Genomic DNA, 15,480 nt, shown 5'->3' on the forward strand with positions numbered 1-15,480 from the left:
CACCGCTCACTCGCCCACCGTCGCCGCGTCAGCGATATCCAGCCCCAGGAAGCCGCCGGACTGGCGGCGCCAGAGGGCGGCATAGAGGCCGTCCCGGGCCAGCAGCGCCTGGTGGGTGCCGCTCTCGACGATACGCCCCTCGTCGATCACCACCAGGCGGTCGAGCATGGCGATGGTCGAGAGGCGGTGGGCGATGGCGATCACCGTCTTGCCCGCCATCAGCGTATAGAGCTGCTCCTGGATCGCTGCCTCCACCTCGGAGTCCAGCGCCGAGGTGGCCTCGTCGAGCACCAGGATCGGTGCGTCCTTGAGCAGCACCCGGGCGATGGCGATGCGCTGGCGCTGGCCGCCGGAGAGCTTGACGCCGCGCTCGCCGACGTGGGCCTCCAGGCCGCGGCGCCCCTGGAGGTCCACCAGGTCGTCGATGAAGGTATCGGCATGGGCGCGGCGCACGGCCTCGAGGATCGACGCCTCGCTGGCCCCGGGGCTGCCGTAACGGATGTTGTCGCGCACCGAGCGGTGCAGCAGCGAGGTGTCCTGGGTGACCATGCCGATGTGGCGGCGCAGCGACTCCTGGGTCACCGCGGCGATATCCTGGCCGTCGACCCGGATGCGCCCGCCCTCCAGGTCATAGAAGCGCAGCAGCAGGTTGGCGAGCGTCGACTTGCCGGCCCCGGAGCGACCGATCAGCCCCACCTTCTCGCCGGGGGCGATGGTCAGGTCCAGGCCGTCGAAGACGCGCACGCCCTCGCCGTCGGGGCGGGCATAGCCGAAGCGCAGCCCCTCGAAGCGGATCTCGCCATGCGGCACCGCCAGCTCGGTGGCGTCGGGGCGGTCCCTGACCGCGGGCTCCCGGGCGATGGTATTGATGCCGTCCTGCACCGTGCCGATGTTCTCGAACAGCCCGGCCACCTCCCAGAGGATCCAGTTGCTCATGAAGCGGATGCGCATCACCAGCGCGATGGCCACGGCGATGGCACCCAGCGACACCGCCTCCAGGTACCAGGCACCGATGGCCACGGCGGCGATCCCGGCCAGCAGCAGCGAGTTGAGCAGGGTCAGGCTCACGGTGAGGCCGGTGGCCAGGCGCATCTGGCGGTGCACGGTGACCATGAAGCCCTCCATGGCGTCGCGGGCATAGGCCTGCTCGCGGCGGGTGTCGGCGAAGAGCTTGATGGTCTGGATGTTGCTGTAGCTGTCGACGATGCGCCCGGTCATCAGCGCCCGGGCGTCGGCCTGGGCCATGGAGACCGCCCGCAGCCGCGGCACGAAGGCCCACATGATGGCGATATAGCCGGCCAGCCAGAGCACCAGCGGCAGCATCAGCCAGGGCTGGGCCTGGCCCATCAGCAGCATGGCGCCGGCGAAGTAGACGATCACGTAGACCATCAGGTCCATCAGCTTCATCACCGTCTCGCGGATCGCCAGCGCCGTCTGCATCACCTTCTGGGAGACCCGGCCGGCGAACTCGTCCTGGTAGAAGGCGAGGCTCTGGCCGAGCATGTGACGATGGGCCAGCCAGCGACCGATCATCGGGTAGTTGCCGAAGATGCTCTGGTGGGTCACCAGCGCCTGGAGCAGGGTCAGCAGCGGCAGGCCGACCACCACCAGCGCCGCCATGCCCGCCAGGCGCCAGCCGTACTCGGCCAGAAAGCCCTCGCGCTCGGCATCGGCCAGCCAGTCCACCAGCTCGCCCATGTAGTGGAAGAACAGCACCTCCGCGGCCGAGACCAGCGCCGTGACCAGCGACATGGCGACCAGCAGCCCCAGCACCGGGCGCGAGAAGTGCAGGATGAAGGCGAACAGCCCCCGCGGCGGCGTGCCGGGCTCGCCGGAAGGATAGGGGTCCACCAGGTCTTCGAAGAAGCGGAACATGGCATCACCGGTGGGTTGACACACCTAGAGCGGCTTGTCGTCCTTGCGGGGCGCCACGCTCTTCTCGGCGGCACGCACCCAGCGGGCATGCTCGCTGGACACCCGCTCCTCTACCCGTTCCGCGAGCAGGCACAACGCCTCGGCGCGTTCCAGGTCACGATAGGGGCCCGCGCCGGCAAGCAGCAGGAACTTCTCGTGCTTCAGCTGCTCGGCCGTGCCCCGGTACTGGATCCACAGCGGGCCGAACTGGTTGATCTGCTCGATGGCCTCGAGAACCGCGATCGAGGCCCCGAGCACTGCCGTCAGCCAGCGGAAGAGCGGCGAATCGGCCATCGAGAGCACCGGGATGGTAGCCGCGAACACCACCTGCAGCAGGCGCAGGCGCTTGTGCCAACGCCGGCAGTATCGACTGCGCTGTCCATACCAGCCGAGCTGGTCTTCCAGGCGTTGCCACTCGGGGCGCTCACGCAGGGCAGCGGCGACCCGGGCCGCCTCGGCGTCAGGTACCTCACCGCCACCGCTGATATCGGGATCGTCCACCTCACCTCCGTTGGCCATCGCCCCTGCCCCTGGAGTGCGCCGGCACCCCTGATGAACAAAGATAGCAGCCCGGGCTCTCCGACATGGAGCAAGTGCGAGGTGGGTGCAATACTGCTGAGAGGGGCATGGGGCCTGCCCCGGAATGTCGCTCAGGCCTCATCGATCACGGTGGCGGGCCCTCGCCGAGAGGACCCGTCACCCAACGGGAGGCCAGCATGGTACTTTCCCATTCGAGCACCTTGCGCCTGGCGCTCATCCTGCTGCTGAGCCTGCTGCTCGGCGGTTGCCAGACGGTCGACTCCAGCCGTTGCGAAGGGATCAGCACCGGCCTGGGCGCCGTCATCGGTGGCGTTCTCGGTTCACAGGTGGGCAGCGGCTCCGGACGGACCGCCGCCACCCTCGTCGGTGCCGGGCTCGGCGCCTGGATCGGTCGGGAAATCGGTATACGGCTGACCTGCGAGGACCGTCGGGAAATGAGCACGGTCCTCGACGAGACCCCGCCCGGCGAGTCTCGGAGCTGGAGCAACCCGGAGACCGGCAACGTCTACACCATGACGCCGCAGGCCCCCTACGATCAGGGTGACCAGCAGTGCCGCGACTTCGAGATGCAGGTCATGGTCGACGGCGAGCCACGCCGCACCCAGGGGACGGCCTGCCGACGCCCGGACGACCAGGCGTGGACCTCGGTCTAGGGGAACGACCATGGCCATGCCCGCCTTGCCCCCTCGCCCCTTCAAGCGACTCGTTGCTTGCCTGCTTGCCGTCGCGCTGGCGGCATCACCGCTGGCCGTGGCGCAGGAGTGGACTCCCCAGCGCTACCCCATCGCCCCCGACGACAGCAGTAGCCAGGATGATGGCTCTCCCTACGACCCCCTCCCCCCGGACGAACCGGACACGACCGGAGACTCGGGAGGAGATGACGGCAACGACTGGACGGTACCGGCGATCGTGGCCGGTACCGCGGCCACGGTACTGCTGGTTCGCTGGCTGCAGCAGCGAAGCCAGCCATCCCCCGCCGTCGAAGACGAGGTGATGATGCGGCTGCGCCGGCACGGCCCGGAATTCGCGCCGCAGTACAACACCAGCGCCCTCGCGGCCATCGGCATGGTGCGGGGCGGATGGCCCTTCGTGCTGGATTTCTCCCACCAGCAGCCGGTCACCCTCACCCTGCGCATCAGCGCCCGGGGGGTGCCCGACATCTACACCCTGCGCATCCCGTTCGGTGCGCACGAGACGGGACATCACCGGCTGCAGTTCCAGTTGCCCCCGGCCTTCGACGACAGCGAGCACCCCGCGGCCATTGCCGTGACGGCTACCGACCCCAACAGCGGGGAGGCGGCGCCCTCGTTCCGCCTGCATGCCCTGGGCTGCGGTCCTCGCGCCGTGGGCTCGGTGGCCATCGAGGAGGTATCCTTCCTGCCGCGCCTGATCCGTGCCCAGGCGCGCGAGCAGGCCTCCTACCGGTTCTTCTCGCACTCCGACTTCCCCACTGCCATGGCCGACTTCATGCGCGTGGAGCCGGCCGAGGACGGCGAGCGCCACTTCTTCGTCGACGAGGAACCCATCGACGGCGGGGTGAGCGCCGGGCGCAGTATCGAGCCACGGCAGTGGGATGGGCGCGACGCCGGCCAGCGCATCTCCACGGGCACGCATCGCCTGAAGATCCGCGCCTGGGCACCGACACGAGGCTGGCTGACCGTCTGGTCGGACTCACGCGTCGATGTCTCGCCCTGAGCGACCGCACCCGGGTCGGCCGTCGGTCATCGCGCGGCAAGCTCGGCCGAGCGTTCCCGCCAGGCCGCTGCCGACAGTACCTCGACCTCTCCCGGGGCGGTGAGCCGGGTACCGGTCAGCCCCTGATGATGCAGGGCCGGACGCGACGGCGGCGGCGAGACCGGCGGCAGCCGCCAGAGGGTGACCCCCTCGCCCGAGGTGACCAGCAGCCGTTGCGCCTTTGCCGTGAAGTCGACATCGATCGCCGGTGGGGTGCGGCCCGCGCCCTGTAACGCAGGCGTCAGGGGGTGCCCGCTGACCGCATCCCAGAGCCGCACGCGGCCCTCACGCTGCCAGCTGAGGACTCGCTCCCCGTCGGGAGTGAAGGCGGCGCCGGCAATATCGCCATCATGGGCCAGGGAGGCCAGCAGGGTGCGGCTGTCGGCCTCCCAGACCCGCACCGTGCCACCTCCCCAGCTCAGCAGCCGTCCGGTTTCCGCGTGCCGTCGAGCCCCCTGGACGGCATCGTGGAGGAAGCGCCTCTCGACCTCGCCGGCCTCCGGCCAGGGGGTCAGGCGCACGACACCATCATCGCCGGCGACCAGCAGCCGCCCGCCATCGAGCTCGGCATGGCGAACCAGCACGCCCTCGACGAGGGGCGCCGTCGGCACCGGTGACTCGACGTCCCACCGCCGCAGGCGGCGATCCTCCCCCCAGGTCAGCACGCTGTCCTGACCGGCGGCAAAGGTCGCGCCGCGCAGACGACATCCCACCTCATCGCCATGCGCGATCGCCACCGTGCGGGCGCTACCGACTCGCCACAGCCAGGCGATACAGCCCTGCTCGCCCCAGAACAGCAGCCGGTCGGCGTCGGGACTCCACGCCACGCCGGCCACCGGATCGTCCCCCCGGGTTCCACCGGGCGAGGCCAGCGCCCGGAAGCCCCCCTCCTCCCAGCTCCACAGGCGCACCTCGCCATCGGCGCTGGCGGTCATGAGGCGTTGCCCACCGGGGGCAAAGGCCGCGTACACGGCCTGGGCATCAAGCGGGCGGCTCTCCGGTGCCGCCTCGCTGGCCGTCGGCCAGACCTGCAGCCGCCCGTCCAGGGTGACGGCTCTCACCGTCGCCTCGCCCGGTACCGGGGTGGCATCGAGCACGACGGCCGGTAACCGCCACGTCGTCGCGATCCGCCGGGAGGGCAGCTGCCAGAGGCGCAGGCTGCCCTCACCGTCCCGACTGAGCAGGTGCTGTCCGTCCTCGCTGACGGACGCCCCACCGACCCGCGCCGCATGCCGCAGCGGCAGCCCGAGGGGCTCGCCGTCGTGGCTCGACCAGAGCCGTAGCTCGCTTCCCCCCCAGGTCAGCAAGGCATCATCGCCCAGGAAACGGGCAGCGGCCACCGGGCCGTCGAGGGTCGCCACCGGCTCGTCGCTGCCTGCCTGCCAGAGCCGGGCGGGCCCGCCTGCCGAGCTCCAGGTGACGAGGCGGTCCCCCTGCAGCACGGGCGGGGCGAGTTCATCCCGATGGCGGATCACCGCGCCGACGGCACGCTGCTCCTCGAGATCCCACAGGCGGGCGGTGCCGCAGGCGCCATGGTTCCAGACCAGCAGGTGACGCTGCACATCGAGGAACCGGGCCCCGATGGCGCTCGGGCTGCAGCGTCCCCCCTCCGCGGCGATTGGCGCGAAGTTCGACATCTTGGGCAGCCATAGCCGGCCATCGCGGTTCCAGAGCACGACCTCGTGCGGCCGGCGTCCAAGCGCCCCGCCTACGATGTCACCATCATGGCGCGCCTCGACCCTGGCGCCATCGACACGCCAGACCACGGCCTCCCCCTCTCGGGTCCAGAACAGCAGTCGCGCCCCGTCCGGCGAGATGGCCACCCCGGCAAGGCCGGCGGCATGGCGCCAGCCCTGGCGTGATTCGCCATTGTCCAGGTGCCAGATCCGGGTGTCGCCGGCCGGAGTCGTGGTCACCGCCAGGGTCTCGTCGGTCCCGCCGATCCACACCCTGTCCACCGCCGGGGGCAGTTGGGCCAGCAGGGCCCCGCTGCGCCGGTCACGTATCTCGGCCTGCCCGTTGTCGTCATGCAGGACGAATCGGCGCTCCCAGCGCTCCCCTCCCGGGGAAAAGGTCTGTATCCAGTGTCGCCCCGCCGACAGGGCGGGCATCGCCGCGGCATCGTCCCAGGACCAGGCCTGGCGGGTGCCGTCGCCGCTCCACAGGTGCAGGGCGCCACCGCCGGCCTCGAAGTCGGCCATCATCAGCGCGGGACCCAGATCCGCCGCGCCCGCCAGCCGGAGCCCGCCCCCCGGCCACGTGCCGGCCCAGTACGCGCTCGCGGCGCGCTGCGGGTCCAGCGCCAGCTCCGCGACCTGCATGAAGTGGTGGCTCGCCTTGAGAGGGCGCGCATCACGGTCGCGGGCGCTCACCGCATTGGCCCAGTGCAGGTCGGCCAGCCCCTGCCGGGTGATGCGCTCCTGCTGGTGCAGCGACCAGGCCAGCCAGGTCAGACCGACGACCGCCGACAGCAGGGAAACCCAGGCCGCGGTGATCCAGCCACGCTTCAGCCGCTCCCGCCGGCGACACGCCTGGAGGTAGCGGGTCTCGGTGTCATCGAGGGTGAAGGCGGCCGTCGTGGTGAGCGCCAGGGCCCCTTCCAGACGGCTGCCCCGGTGGACCAGCAACTCGCCGGGGCGCCCGGCTGCCTCCCATTCGCTGGCAGCGCGACGCAGCGCATCCCGCGTCCGCAGCGCCCCTCGATTGGCCTCCAGCCAGCGATTGAGCCGACGCCAGACCCGGAACAGGGCCTCGTGCGCGACCTCCAGGGTACGCACCCCGTGATCGCTGCCGGCAATCAGCAGGCGTGCCTGGACGAAGCGCTCGAGCAGAGGGTGGCTCGAGGCAGGCAGCGTCTCCCAGGGCACCACCTGCCGCGTGAAGCGCCCCTCCTCGTCGAGGCGAACCAGATCGAACAGGGCGGCTCGCAGGGCCCGCCGCTGCTCACGGGTGGGCGCGGCGGCAGCGAGAGCCGCCTCGGCGGCCTTGGCCACCGAGCCGTGCAGCCCGCCAAGACGGTCACGGTACTCGGCCAGGGTGAGGCGTCCGTCGGCCCCTCCGTTTTCCCAGAGTTCACGCAGGGTGAAGGCCAGCAGCGGCAGGGCATCCTGGGTGGCCGTATCCGCCACCATCGCCCGGACCAGGCCGGGTTCCAGCTCGAGGCCGGCGAGCTCCGCCGGCCCCTCGATCACCGCCGAGAACCCCTCCACCGACAGCGGCTCCACCGTCACCGGGACCAGGGAAATATCACGCCAGGCGGGATGCTCCTGGAGGGCCCCGAGGAAGTCCGAGCGCAGGGTGGCGATACACAGCACCGGAGCGCTGGTGTCCTGCAGCATGGGACGCACGATGCGCATGAACTGCTCGGCCTGGGCCGAGCTCGACAGCAGTTCCTCGAGCTGGTCGATGACCAGCACCAGGGTCGAGTGAGCCCTGCCGGGATGGCGTCGCAGTGCCTGCTGAAGCTCGCGCAAGGCGCCGGGATCCGCCTCGGCCAGGGTCGCCAGTGCCGGCAGCGTCCCGACGTCCACCCCGGCGGCGGCAAGTCCGCGCTCGAGCTGCACCGCCAGCTCGTCCAGCGGCCGGTCGCGGGGGCGAATCGGGCCGATCACCGTCCAGGCATCGGGAACGGCCCGCAGTCGTGGCATGAGACCGGCACGCACCAGTGACGACTTGCCGCTGCCCGATGCCCCCAGGAACAGCAGCAGCCGCGGCCCACCGAAGTCGCGCAGCTGGTGGAGACGGTCCATCGACTGCTGGATCTCGGCGTCACGGCCGAAGAAGATGGCGGCGTCCACCTCCTGGAAGGCCATCAGGCCGGGATAGGGCGGGCGGCTGCGGTCCCAGTCGAACACGCTGGTCAATTCCCGGCCCAGCCGCTCGTAGCCCAGTTCCGGCTCGCGGGTCAGGTCGATCACCTGCAGCTCTGCCAGTTGGGGACGCAGGGTGCAGGGCGCGATCCGCACCGGGAAGATCCGCTTGCCGAGGGCCCGGGCATGGCTCAGCTCGGCGAGGCACCAGCAGGATGCCATGGCCGACTCGCTGCACAGCACGATGAGTGCCTGGCAGGCCCGCAGGTGCCGGTAAAGCTCGGCCTCCCAGTCGCGTCCGGGAGGAATGCCGAGTTCGGGATCGAAGTCCAGGAAGAAGGAGTGGTGCCCCTGCTGCTGCAGCCAGGCCGCCATCTCTCTCGCCGCCGAGGCGTCGTGGCTGCTGTGGCTGATGAAGAGCGTGCTCATCGCCTAGCCTCGACCCGCAGCACCGGGCGAAGTCACCCGGCGCCGGGGGAGCGCGGCCGCCTAGGTGGCCTCGTAGGGCCGGGCCCGCACCTCGTCGGGGCCGTGGCGATTGAGGATCTCCTCCGCCTCTGGCTGCGACGTCTCGGGGACGATCACCTTGACCTCATTGGTCTCCTTGTCGAGGAACAGCTTCTCCCGGGGGAAGCCCTCGGAGACCAGCTCGTCGAAGGCGTTGACGGCCTTGTCGATGCTGCCATAGGCAGCCGTAACGGTCTGTGTCATGACACCCTCCGCAACAGGGGATTGGAGTGTCCGGCACCGGACGGCACCGGGACGCGACGAGAGGGGCATGCCCCTCCCCTGCCGTCAGTGTAGTTATAGCTGCTCCCTCGTCACCGACCAGGCGATCCGAGTGACGCTTGTCCCGGATCAAGCCGAGGCCAGGGAAGGCGGGCGGAAGCCTGTCCGAGAACTATGCTGGGGGGACATGACTCCACGAGGTCGCTGGCAATGGAGATACTGCGCAAGAGCCGCCGCGAGGCCCGGGAGGCGGTGCTGGACGATTACCCCTCGACCTGTGCCCGCTTCTCCTGGGACGAGGCCCGGACCTGGCTCGACGGCCTGCCCGACGAAGGCGGGCTGAACATCGCCCACGAGGCGGTGGATCGCCACGCCGCCGGTGAGGACGGCGAGCGCACCGCGATCCGCTGGCTCGGCAAGGCGGGGGCGCGACGCGAGATCCGCTACCGCGAACTGGCCGAGCTCAGCGCCCGCTTCGCCAACGTGCTCGGCGAGCTGGATGTCGCCCGCGGCGACGGTGTCTTCCTGCTCGCCGGGCGGATTCCCGAGCTCTACCTGGCGGTGCTCGGGGCACTCAAGTACGGCGCCGTGGTCACCCCGCTGTTCTCCGCCTTCGGCCCCGAGCCCATCGCCACCCGGATGACCCTCGGCGAGGGCCGGGTGCTGGTGACCACCACCAGCCTCTACCGGCGCAAGGTGGCCCCGATCCGCGACCGGCTGGTGAGCCTCGCACACGTGCTGGTGGTCCGTGACGACGACCAGGCGCTGCCCGAGGGCACCCGGGAGCTGGGGCCGCTGCTCGAGGCGGCCTCGCCCGACTATGCGATCCCGGCCACTGACCCAGAGCAGCCGGCCCTGCTGCACTTCACCAGCGGCACCACCGGCACGCCCAAGGGGGCGCTCCACGTCCACCAGGCGGTGGTCGCCCACCACGCCAGCGCCCGCTTCGCCCTCGACCTGCGCGCAGGCGACGTCTTCTGGTGCACGGCCGACCCCGGCTGGGTGACCGGCACCTCCTACGGCATCATCGCCCCGCTCTCCCTCGGCGCCACCCTGGTGGTCGACGAGGCGGAGTTCGACGCCGAGCGCTGGTACCGGATCCTCGATGAGGAGGCGGTCAGCGTCTGGTACACCGCCCCCACCGCGGTACGGATGATGATGAAGGGCGGCTCCGAGCGGGCCCGCACCCGGACCTATCCGTCGCTGCGCTTCATCGCCAGCGTCGGCGAGCCGCTCAACCCCCAGGCCGTGCACTGGGGCGTGGAGGCCTTCGGGCTGCCGATCCACGACAACTGGTGGCAGACCGAGACGGGCGGCATCATGATCGCCAACTTCGCCTGCATGGACATCCGCCCCGGCGCCATGGGCAAGCCGCTGCCCGGCATCGAGGCCGCCGTGCTGCGCCACCTGCCCGACGGCGGCGTCGAGCGGGTCGCCCACCACGACGAGGAGGGCGAGCTCGCCCTGCGCGTCGGCTGGCCCTCGATGTTCCGCACCTACCTGCACGAGGAGGCGCGCTACCGTCGCTGCTTCGTCGACGACTGGTACCTCACCGGCGACCTGGCCCGGCGCGACCCCGAGGGGTACTTCTGGTTCGTGGGCCGCGCCGACGACATGATCAAGTCCGCCGGCCACCTGATCGGCCCCTTCGAGGTGGAGTCGGCGCTGATGGAACACCCGGCGGTGGCCGAGGTCGGGGTGATCGGCAAGCCCGACCCGGTGATCGGCGAGATCGTCAAGGCGTTCATCGCCCTCAAGCCGGGCCATGCGCCCGACGAGGCGCTGCGCCGCGAACTGCTCGGCTTCGCCCGCAAGCGCCTCGGCCCGGCGGTGGCGCCCAAGGAGATCGAGATCCAGGCCTCGCTGCCCAGGACCCGCAGCGGCAAGATCATGCGTCGCCTGCTCAAGGCCCGGGAACTGGGCCTGCCGGAGGGTGACACCTCGACCCTGGAGACCTCCCGATGAACGCCTCGCCTCCCCAGGATGGCCCCGACGCCTCCCCCGCCATCGGCGCGGCCGGCCTGGATGACCCCGCAAGGGCCCGGGCGCTGCTGTGGCAGATGATCCGCATCCGCCGCTTCGAGGAGAAGTGCGCCGAGCTCTACAGCGCCGGCAAGATCCGCGGCTTCCTGCACCTCTACATCGGCGAGGAGGCGATCGCCGCCGGCGCCATGCCGGCCCTGGCCGAGCGGGACAATGTGCTGGCCACCTACCGTGAGCACGGCCATGCCCTCGCCCGCGGCGTCCCCGCCGGGGCGATCATGGCCGAGATGTATGGCAAGCAGGAGGGCTGCAGCCGTGGTCGCGGCGGCTCCATGCACCTGTTCGACGCGAGCCGGCGCTTCTTCGGGGGCAGCGCCATCGTGGGGGGCTCCCTGCCCCTGGCGGTGGGCTATGCCCTTGCCGACCGGCTGGCCGGGCGCGACAGCGTCACCGCCTGCTTCTTCGGCGATGGCGCCGTGGCCGAGGGGGAGTTCCACGAGTCGCTCAACCTCGCCGCCCTCTGGCAGCTGCCGGTGCTCTTCCTGTGCGAGAACAACCGCTACGCCATGGGCACCGCGCTGGAGCGCCACCAGTCCCAGGTCGACCTGGCCGCCAAGGCCGCCGCCTACCGCCTGCCCAGCGAGTCGGTGGACGGCATGGACGTGGTGGCGGTGGCCCGGGCCACCGAGGCGGCGGTCGACCGGGTGCGCGCCGGCCAGGGGCCGATGTTCCTGGAGTACCGCACCTACCGCTTCCGCGCCCACTCGATGTTCGACCCCGAGCACTACCGCGACAAGGCGGAGGTCGAGCAGTGGCGGCAGCGCTGTCCCGTCGAGACCTTCGCCCGGGACGCGGTAGCGTGCGGGCTGCTCGCCGCCACGATGCGTGACGAGATCGAGCGCGAGGTGGCCGAGGAGATCGACGCCGCCGTGGCCTTCGCCGAGGCGGGCACCTGGGAGCCGGTGGAGCAGCTCTGCCACGACGTCTATGCCCGGGAGGTGCGGCCATGACCACGCAGACGATCGCGTACCGCGAGGCCCTGCGCCAGGGGCTGCGCGCGGCCCTGGCCGGCGACGAGCGGGTCTTCCTGATGGGCGAGGACGTGGGCCGCTACGGCGGCACCTATGCGGTCAGCCACGGCCTGCTGGAGGAGTTCGGCGAGGCACGCATCCGCGACACCCCGCTCTCCGAGTCGACCTTCACGGGGGCCGGCATCGGGGCAGCGCTCAACGGCATGCGCCCCATCGTCGAGATCATGACGGTGAACTTCAGCCTGCTGGCCCTCGACCAGATCATCAACAACGCCGCCACCCTGCGGCACATGTCCGGCGGCCAGCTCAGCGTGCCGCTGGTGATCCGCATGACCACCGGCGGCGGCCGCCAGCTCGCCGCCCAGCACTCCCACAGCCTGGAGGGCTGGTATGCCCATATCCCGGGGCTGCGCATCGTCGCCCCGGCGACCCACGAGGATGCCCGCGGCATGCTGCTCGCCGCCCTGGAGGACCCCGACCCGGTGCTGATCTTCGAGCATGCCCTGCTGCTGGGTGCCGAGGGGACGGTCGAGGGCGAGCCCCACCCCATGGAGCTCGACCACGCCGCGATCCGGCGCGAGGGCGGCCAGGTCAGCCTGATCACCTACGGCGGCATGCTGTACAAGAGCCTCGCGGCCGCCGAGCAGCTGGCCAAGGCAGGCATCGATACCGAGGTGCTCGACCTGCGCACCCTGCGCCCGCTGGACGACGCGGCGATCATGGCCAGCGTGGCGAAGACCCATCGGCTGGTGGTGGTCGACGAGGGCTGGCGCAGCGGCAGCCTGTCGGCCGAGATCATCACCCGCATCAACGAGCAGGCCTTCTTCGAGCTCGACGCGCCGCCAGTGCGGGTCTGCAGCCAGGAGGTGCCGGTGCCCTACGCCAAACACCTCGAGGACGCGGCGATCCCCCAGGTCGAGGACATCGTCGCCGCCGTCCATCGGCTGATGGGCGGGTCAGGAAGCGGGGGAGCTTCATGAGCGAGTTCCGCATGCCCTCGCTGGGGGCCGACATGGAGAGCGGCACCCTGGTCGAGTGGAACATCCGGCCCGGCGAACGGGTCGAGCGTGGGCAGATCGTCTGCGTGGTCGAGACCCAGAAGGGCGCCATCGACGTGGAGATCTGGGAGACCGGCACCGTGGAGCGGCTGGTGGCAGAGGAAGGCGACAAGGTCCCGGTGGGCGAGGTGCTGGCGGTGATCCTTGCCGAAGGCGAAAACGCCGAGGGCGAAAAAGCCGAAGGCGAAAAAGCCGAGGGCGAGGCCGCCGGCCGGGAGACGCCGGCCGAGCCCTCCATACCCGAAGCGCCCCAGGCGCCTTCGCCACGGGCGCCCGACCTCTCACCGCCGCCTAGGACGGCGACCCCGGAAGCGGCATCTTCCGGCAAACGGCTGCGTATCTCCCCCGCCGCGCGCAAGCGGGCCGCCGAACTGGGCCTCGACCCGGCTGACGTTCGCGGCAGCGGTGTCGACGGCAGCATCACCCTGGAGGATGTCGAGCGCGCGGCCCGGCCGGCCGAGGGTCGCCAGGCCGCCCCTTCCGAGCGCGCAGCCGACGCCCACGCCGCCATGCGCCAGGCCATCTCTGCCGCCATGGCCCGCTCCAAGCGCGAGATCCCCCACTACTACCTGGGCAACACCCTCTGCGTGGAGCCGGCCCTGGCCTGGCTCGAGGCCCATAACGCCGAACGCCCGGTGGCCGAACGGCTGATCTTCCCGGTGCTGCAGCTGCGCGCGGTGGCGCTGGCGCTCGGGGCGGTGCCGGCGCTCAACGGCTGGTACCGAGACGATGCCTTCCAGCCGGCCGAGGGGGTGCACCCGGGGGTGGCCATCGCCCTGCGCGGCGGCGGGCTGGTGGCGCCGGCACTGCACGACGCCGACCGGCTCGCGCCGGACGCCATGATGGCCGCGCTGCGCGACCTGCTGACCCGCGCCCGCCAGGACCGGCTGCGCAGCTCCGAGCTCACCGCGGCGGGCCTCACGGTCACCAACCTGGGCGACCTGGGCGTGGAGAGCGTCCAGGGGGTGATCTACCCGCCCCAGGTGGCGCTGGTGGGGTTCGGGCGCATCAGCGAACGTCCCTGGGTCCGCGACGGCCAGGTGGTGGGCGCCCGCTGCCTGCACGCAACGCTTGCCGCCGACCACCGGGTCACCGACGGCGCCCTGGGCGCGCGCTTCCTGACCCGACTCACCGACCTGCTGACGGAGCCCGAGCGCCTATGGCCAACCTGAGCCGCGACACCCTCCGCGAGACCGTCATCGACGCCATCCTGGCGGTGGCCCCCGAGGCCGACATCGACGCCTTGCCCCCCGACCGCCCCTGGCGGGAGGCGCTGGAGATCGACTCCTTCGACTTCCTCAACATCCTGGTCGACCTGGAGAAGCGCCTCGGCGTCAGCGTGCCAGAGAGCGACTACCACGAGCTCGCCACCCTGGCGGGGCTGATCGGCTACCTGGAGAGGCGGCTCGCCGCCTGACCCAGAGCCACTGGCGGCGAGGCCCCGTCTCAGCCGGGACGCTCGGCCAGCTGCCAGTCGTTGTCGGTGAGCGGCTGGCCACCCTCGGGGGTGACCCGCACGGTGTCGCTCAGGCCGATGCCCCACTGCCCCGGCAGCCTCAGGCAGAGCGGCAGGTGGAAGACCATGTCGGCGGCAAACTCGCGATGCTGGCCGCGGGCGATGTAGCCGGTGCCCTCGACCCAGCTTGGCGGGAACTGCGCCCCCACCGCATAGCCGAACACCCCCGAGAAGAACACGCGCTCGGCGTGGGGGGCGAGCACCGCCTCGGCGGCCCGGGCGGCATAATCGAAGCTGTTACCGGGGCGCATCGCCGCGGTCAGTGCCTCATACATCTCGCGGCACACATCGCGCAGCGCCTGCATCTCGGCGCTCGCCCGGCCGGCCACGGCGGTGCGCATCATCGGCGCGGTATAGCGATGGAAGGCCGAGCCGAACTCCAGGAACACCGGCTCGTCCGCGGCGATCACGTGCCGCTTGTGGTTGACGTGGATGACGCTGATGCGCCGGCCGGTGGTGACGATGGGCTGCAGGCTCATGAACTCGCTGCCGGCCGCCAGCAGCGCCCGGCTGCCCTCCGCCGCGACGTCGTTGTCGGTAACCCCGGGCGCGATGGCTGCGATGGCCGCCCGCAGGCCGGCGGCGGTGATCCGCGCGCTCTCGCGCAGGCAGTCGAGCTCCGCCGGCGTCTTGACGATGCGGATGCGGTCGAGCAGATCGCCACCGTCGTCGCGGAAGCGCCCGCTGCCCAGGCGTGCCTGCAGCTCGCGGATGACGCCATGGCGCAGGCCGGCCCCGAAGAGGTCCAGGCCGATGGCATGGTAGGGGGCGAGGATCTCGGCCAGCGGTGCGATCACCTCCTCGATGCCCTCCCAGCGATAGCCCAGGATCTCGTCCACCGTGGCGGTGACCACGGCCGGGCCGGTCTCGATGGAGGGCACCTGCAGCACCAGCCGGTCCGCCGAAACGACCAGGCAGGTGTACACCGAGACCTCGAAGGTGTGATAGCCGGTCAGGTAGAAGATGTCGGCGGGGTCGGTCAGCAGCAGCGCCTCGAGCCCGGCGGCCTGCATGGCCTGCCGCACGCGGCGACGACGCGCCGTGAACTCCTCGGCGGCAAAGGGCAGCTCGCTCTCGGCGAGGCAGTCGGCCAGCGCATGGCGGTAGGCGTGATGATCCATCGGGTGACGCTCCAGGGTGGACGAGACTCCCTGCCAGTGTAGCCA

At 71.2% G+C, this 15,480-nt stretch carries 12 protein-coding genes; 7 read left to right on the top strand and 5 right to left on the bottom strand.

Features of this window, described 5'->3' with window-relative positions; translation table 11 throughout:
- Positions 1 to 6: 6 nt before the first annotated feature.
- A complete protein-coding gene (locus P8934_RS15070) occupies positions 7 to 1,875 on the bottom strand; it encodes an ABC transporter ATP-binding protein (RefSeq protein ID WP_278031766.1) in 1,869 nt (622 codons plus the stop codon).
- Positions 1,876 to 1,899: 24 nt separating this feature from the next.
- Positions 1,900 to 2,433 (bottom strand): DUF4231 domain-containing protein, encoded by a 534-nt coding sequence (locus tag P8934_RS15075; protein WP_278031767.1) that lies wholly within the window; start codon positions 2,431 to 2,433, stop codon positions 1,900 to 1,902.
- A gap of 197 nt (positions 2,434 to 2,630) precedes the next feature.
- On the opposite strand from P8934_RS15075, the gene P8934_RS15080 reads away from it, so the two are divergent.
- Complete coding sequence (locus tag P8934_RS15080) at positions 2,631 to 3,107, top strand: glycine zipper 2TM domain-containing protein (protein ID WP_278031768.1); 477 nt, start codon at positions 2,631 to 2,633, stop codon at positions 3,105 to 3,107.
- Positions 3,108 to 3,117: 10 nt separating this feature from the next.
- Complete coding sequence (locus tag P8934_RS15085; protein WP_278031769.1) at positions 3,118 to 4,149, top strand: hypothetical protein; 1,032 nt, start codon at positions 3,118 to 3,120, stop codon at positions 4,147 to 4,149.
- Positions 4,150 to 4,175: 26 nt separating this feature from the next.
- Here the strand turns inward: P8934_RS15085 and P8934_RS15090 are convergent, their stop codons facing one another.
- Positions 4,176 to 8,426, bottom strand: coding sequence for a TIR domain-containing protein (locus tag P8934_RS15090; protein ID WP_278031770.1), 4,251 nt, complete (start codon positions 8,424 to 8,426; stop codon positions 4,176 to 4,178).
- Between the two features lie 60 nt (positions 8,427 to 8,486).
- The gene (locus P8934_RS15095; RefSeq protein WP_278031771.1) at positions 8,487 to 8,708 is read right to left on the bottom strand and encodes a hypothetical protein; all 222 of its coding nucleotides are present in this window, start codon (positions 8,706 to 8,708) and stop codon (positions 8,487 to 8,489) included.
- 228 nt (positions 8,709 to 8,936) lie between these two features.
- Here P8934_RS15095 and acsA point away from each other — a divergent pair, with 228 nt between their 5' ends.
- From acsA to P8934_RS15120, 5 genes are read left to right on the top strand one after another with little or no spacing between them, the layout of a single operon-like run.
- A complete protein-coding gene (gene acsA, locus P8934_RS15100) occupies positions 8,937 to 10,691 on the top strand; it encodes an acetate--CoA ligase (protein ID WP_278031772.1) in 1,755 nt (584 codons plus the stop codon).
- Positions 10,688 to 11,719, top strand: coding sequence for a pyruvate dehydrogenase (acetyl-transferring) E1 component subunit alpha (gene pdhA, locus P8934_RS15105; RefSeq protein WP_278031773.1), 1,032 nt, complete (start codon positions 10,688 to 10,690; stop codon positions 11,717 to 11,719). Before acsA ends, pdhA begins: the two co-directional genes overlap by 4 nt.
- Positions 11,716 to 12,720 carry an alpha-ketoacid dehydrogenase subunit beta gene (locus P8934_RS15110; RefSeq protein ID WP_278031774.1) on the top strand — a complete coding sequence of 335 codons (1,005 nt, stop codon included), beginning with the start codon at positions 11,716 to 11,718 and terminating at the stop codon, positions 12,718 to 12,720. The genes pdhA and P8934_RS15110 overlap by 4 nt, the downstream gene beginning before the upstream one ends.
- On the top strand, positions 12,717 to 13,970 hold the full coding sequence (locus tag P8934_RS15115) for a dihydrolipoamide acetyltransferase family protein (RefSeq protein WP_278031775.1): 1,254 nt from the start codon (positions 12,717 to 12,719) through the stop codon (positions 13,968 to 13,970). Before P8934_RS15110 ends, P8934_RS15115 begins: the two co-directional genes overlap by 4 nt.
- Entirely contained in the window at positions 13,958 to 14,215 is a 258-nt protein-coding gene (locus tag P8934_RS15120; protein ID WP_278031776.1) for an acyl carrier protein, read from the top strand. The genes P8934_RS15115 and P8934_RS15120 overlap by 13 nt, the downstream gene beginning before the upstream one ends.
- A 29-nt stretch (positions 14,216 to 14,244) precedes the next feature.
- Here P8934_RS15120 and P8934_RS15125 read toward each other — a convergent pair whose 3' ends face one another.
- Entirely contained in the window at positions 14,245 to 15,435 is a 1,191-nt protein-coding gene (locus P8934_RS15125; RefSeq protein ID WP_278031777.1) for a Xaa-Pro peptidase family protein, read from the bottom strand.
- Positions 15,436 to 15,480 lie beyond the last annotated feature (45 nt).

This window comes from Halomonas sp. CKK8, assembly GCF_029625235.1.
GTDB classification, from domain to species: domain Bacteria; phylum Pseudomonadota; class Gammaproteobacteria; order Pseudomonadales; family Halomonadaceae; genus Halomonas; species Halomonas ventosae.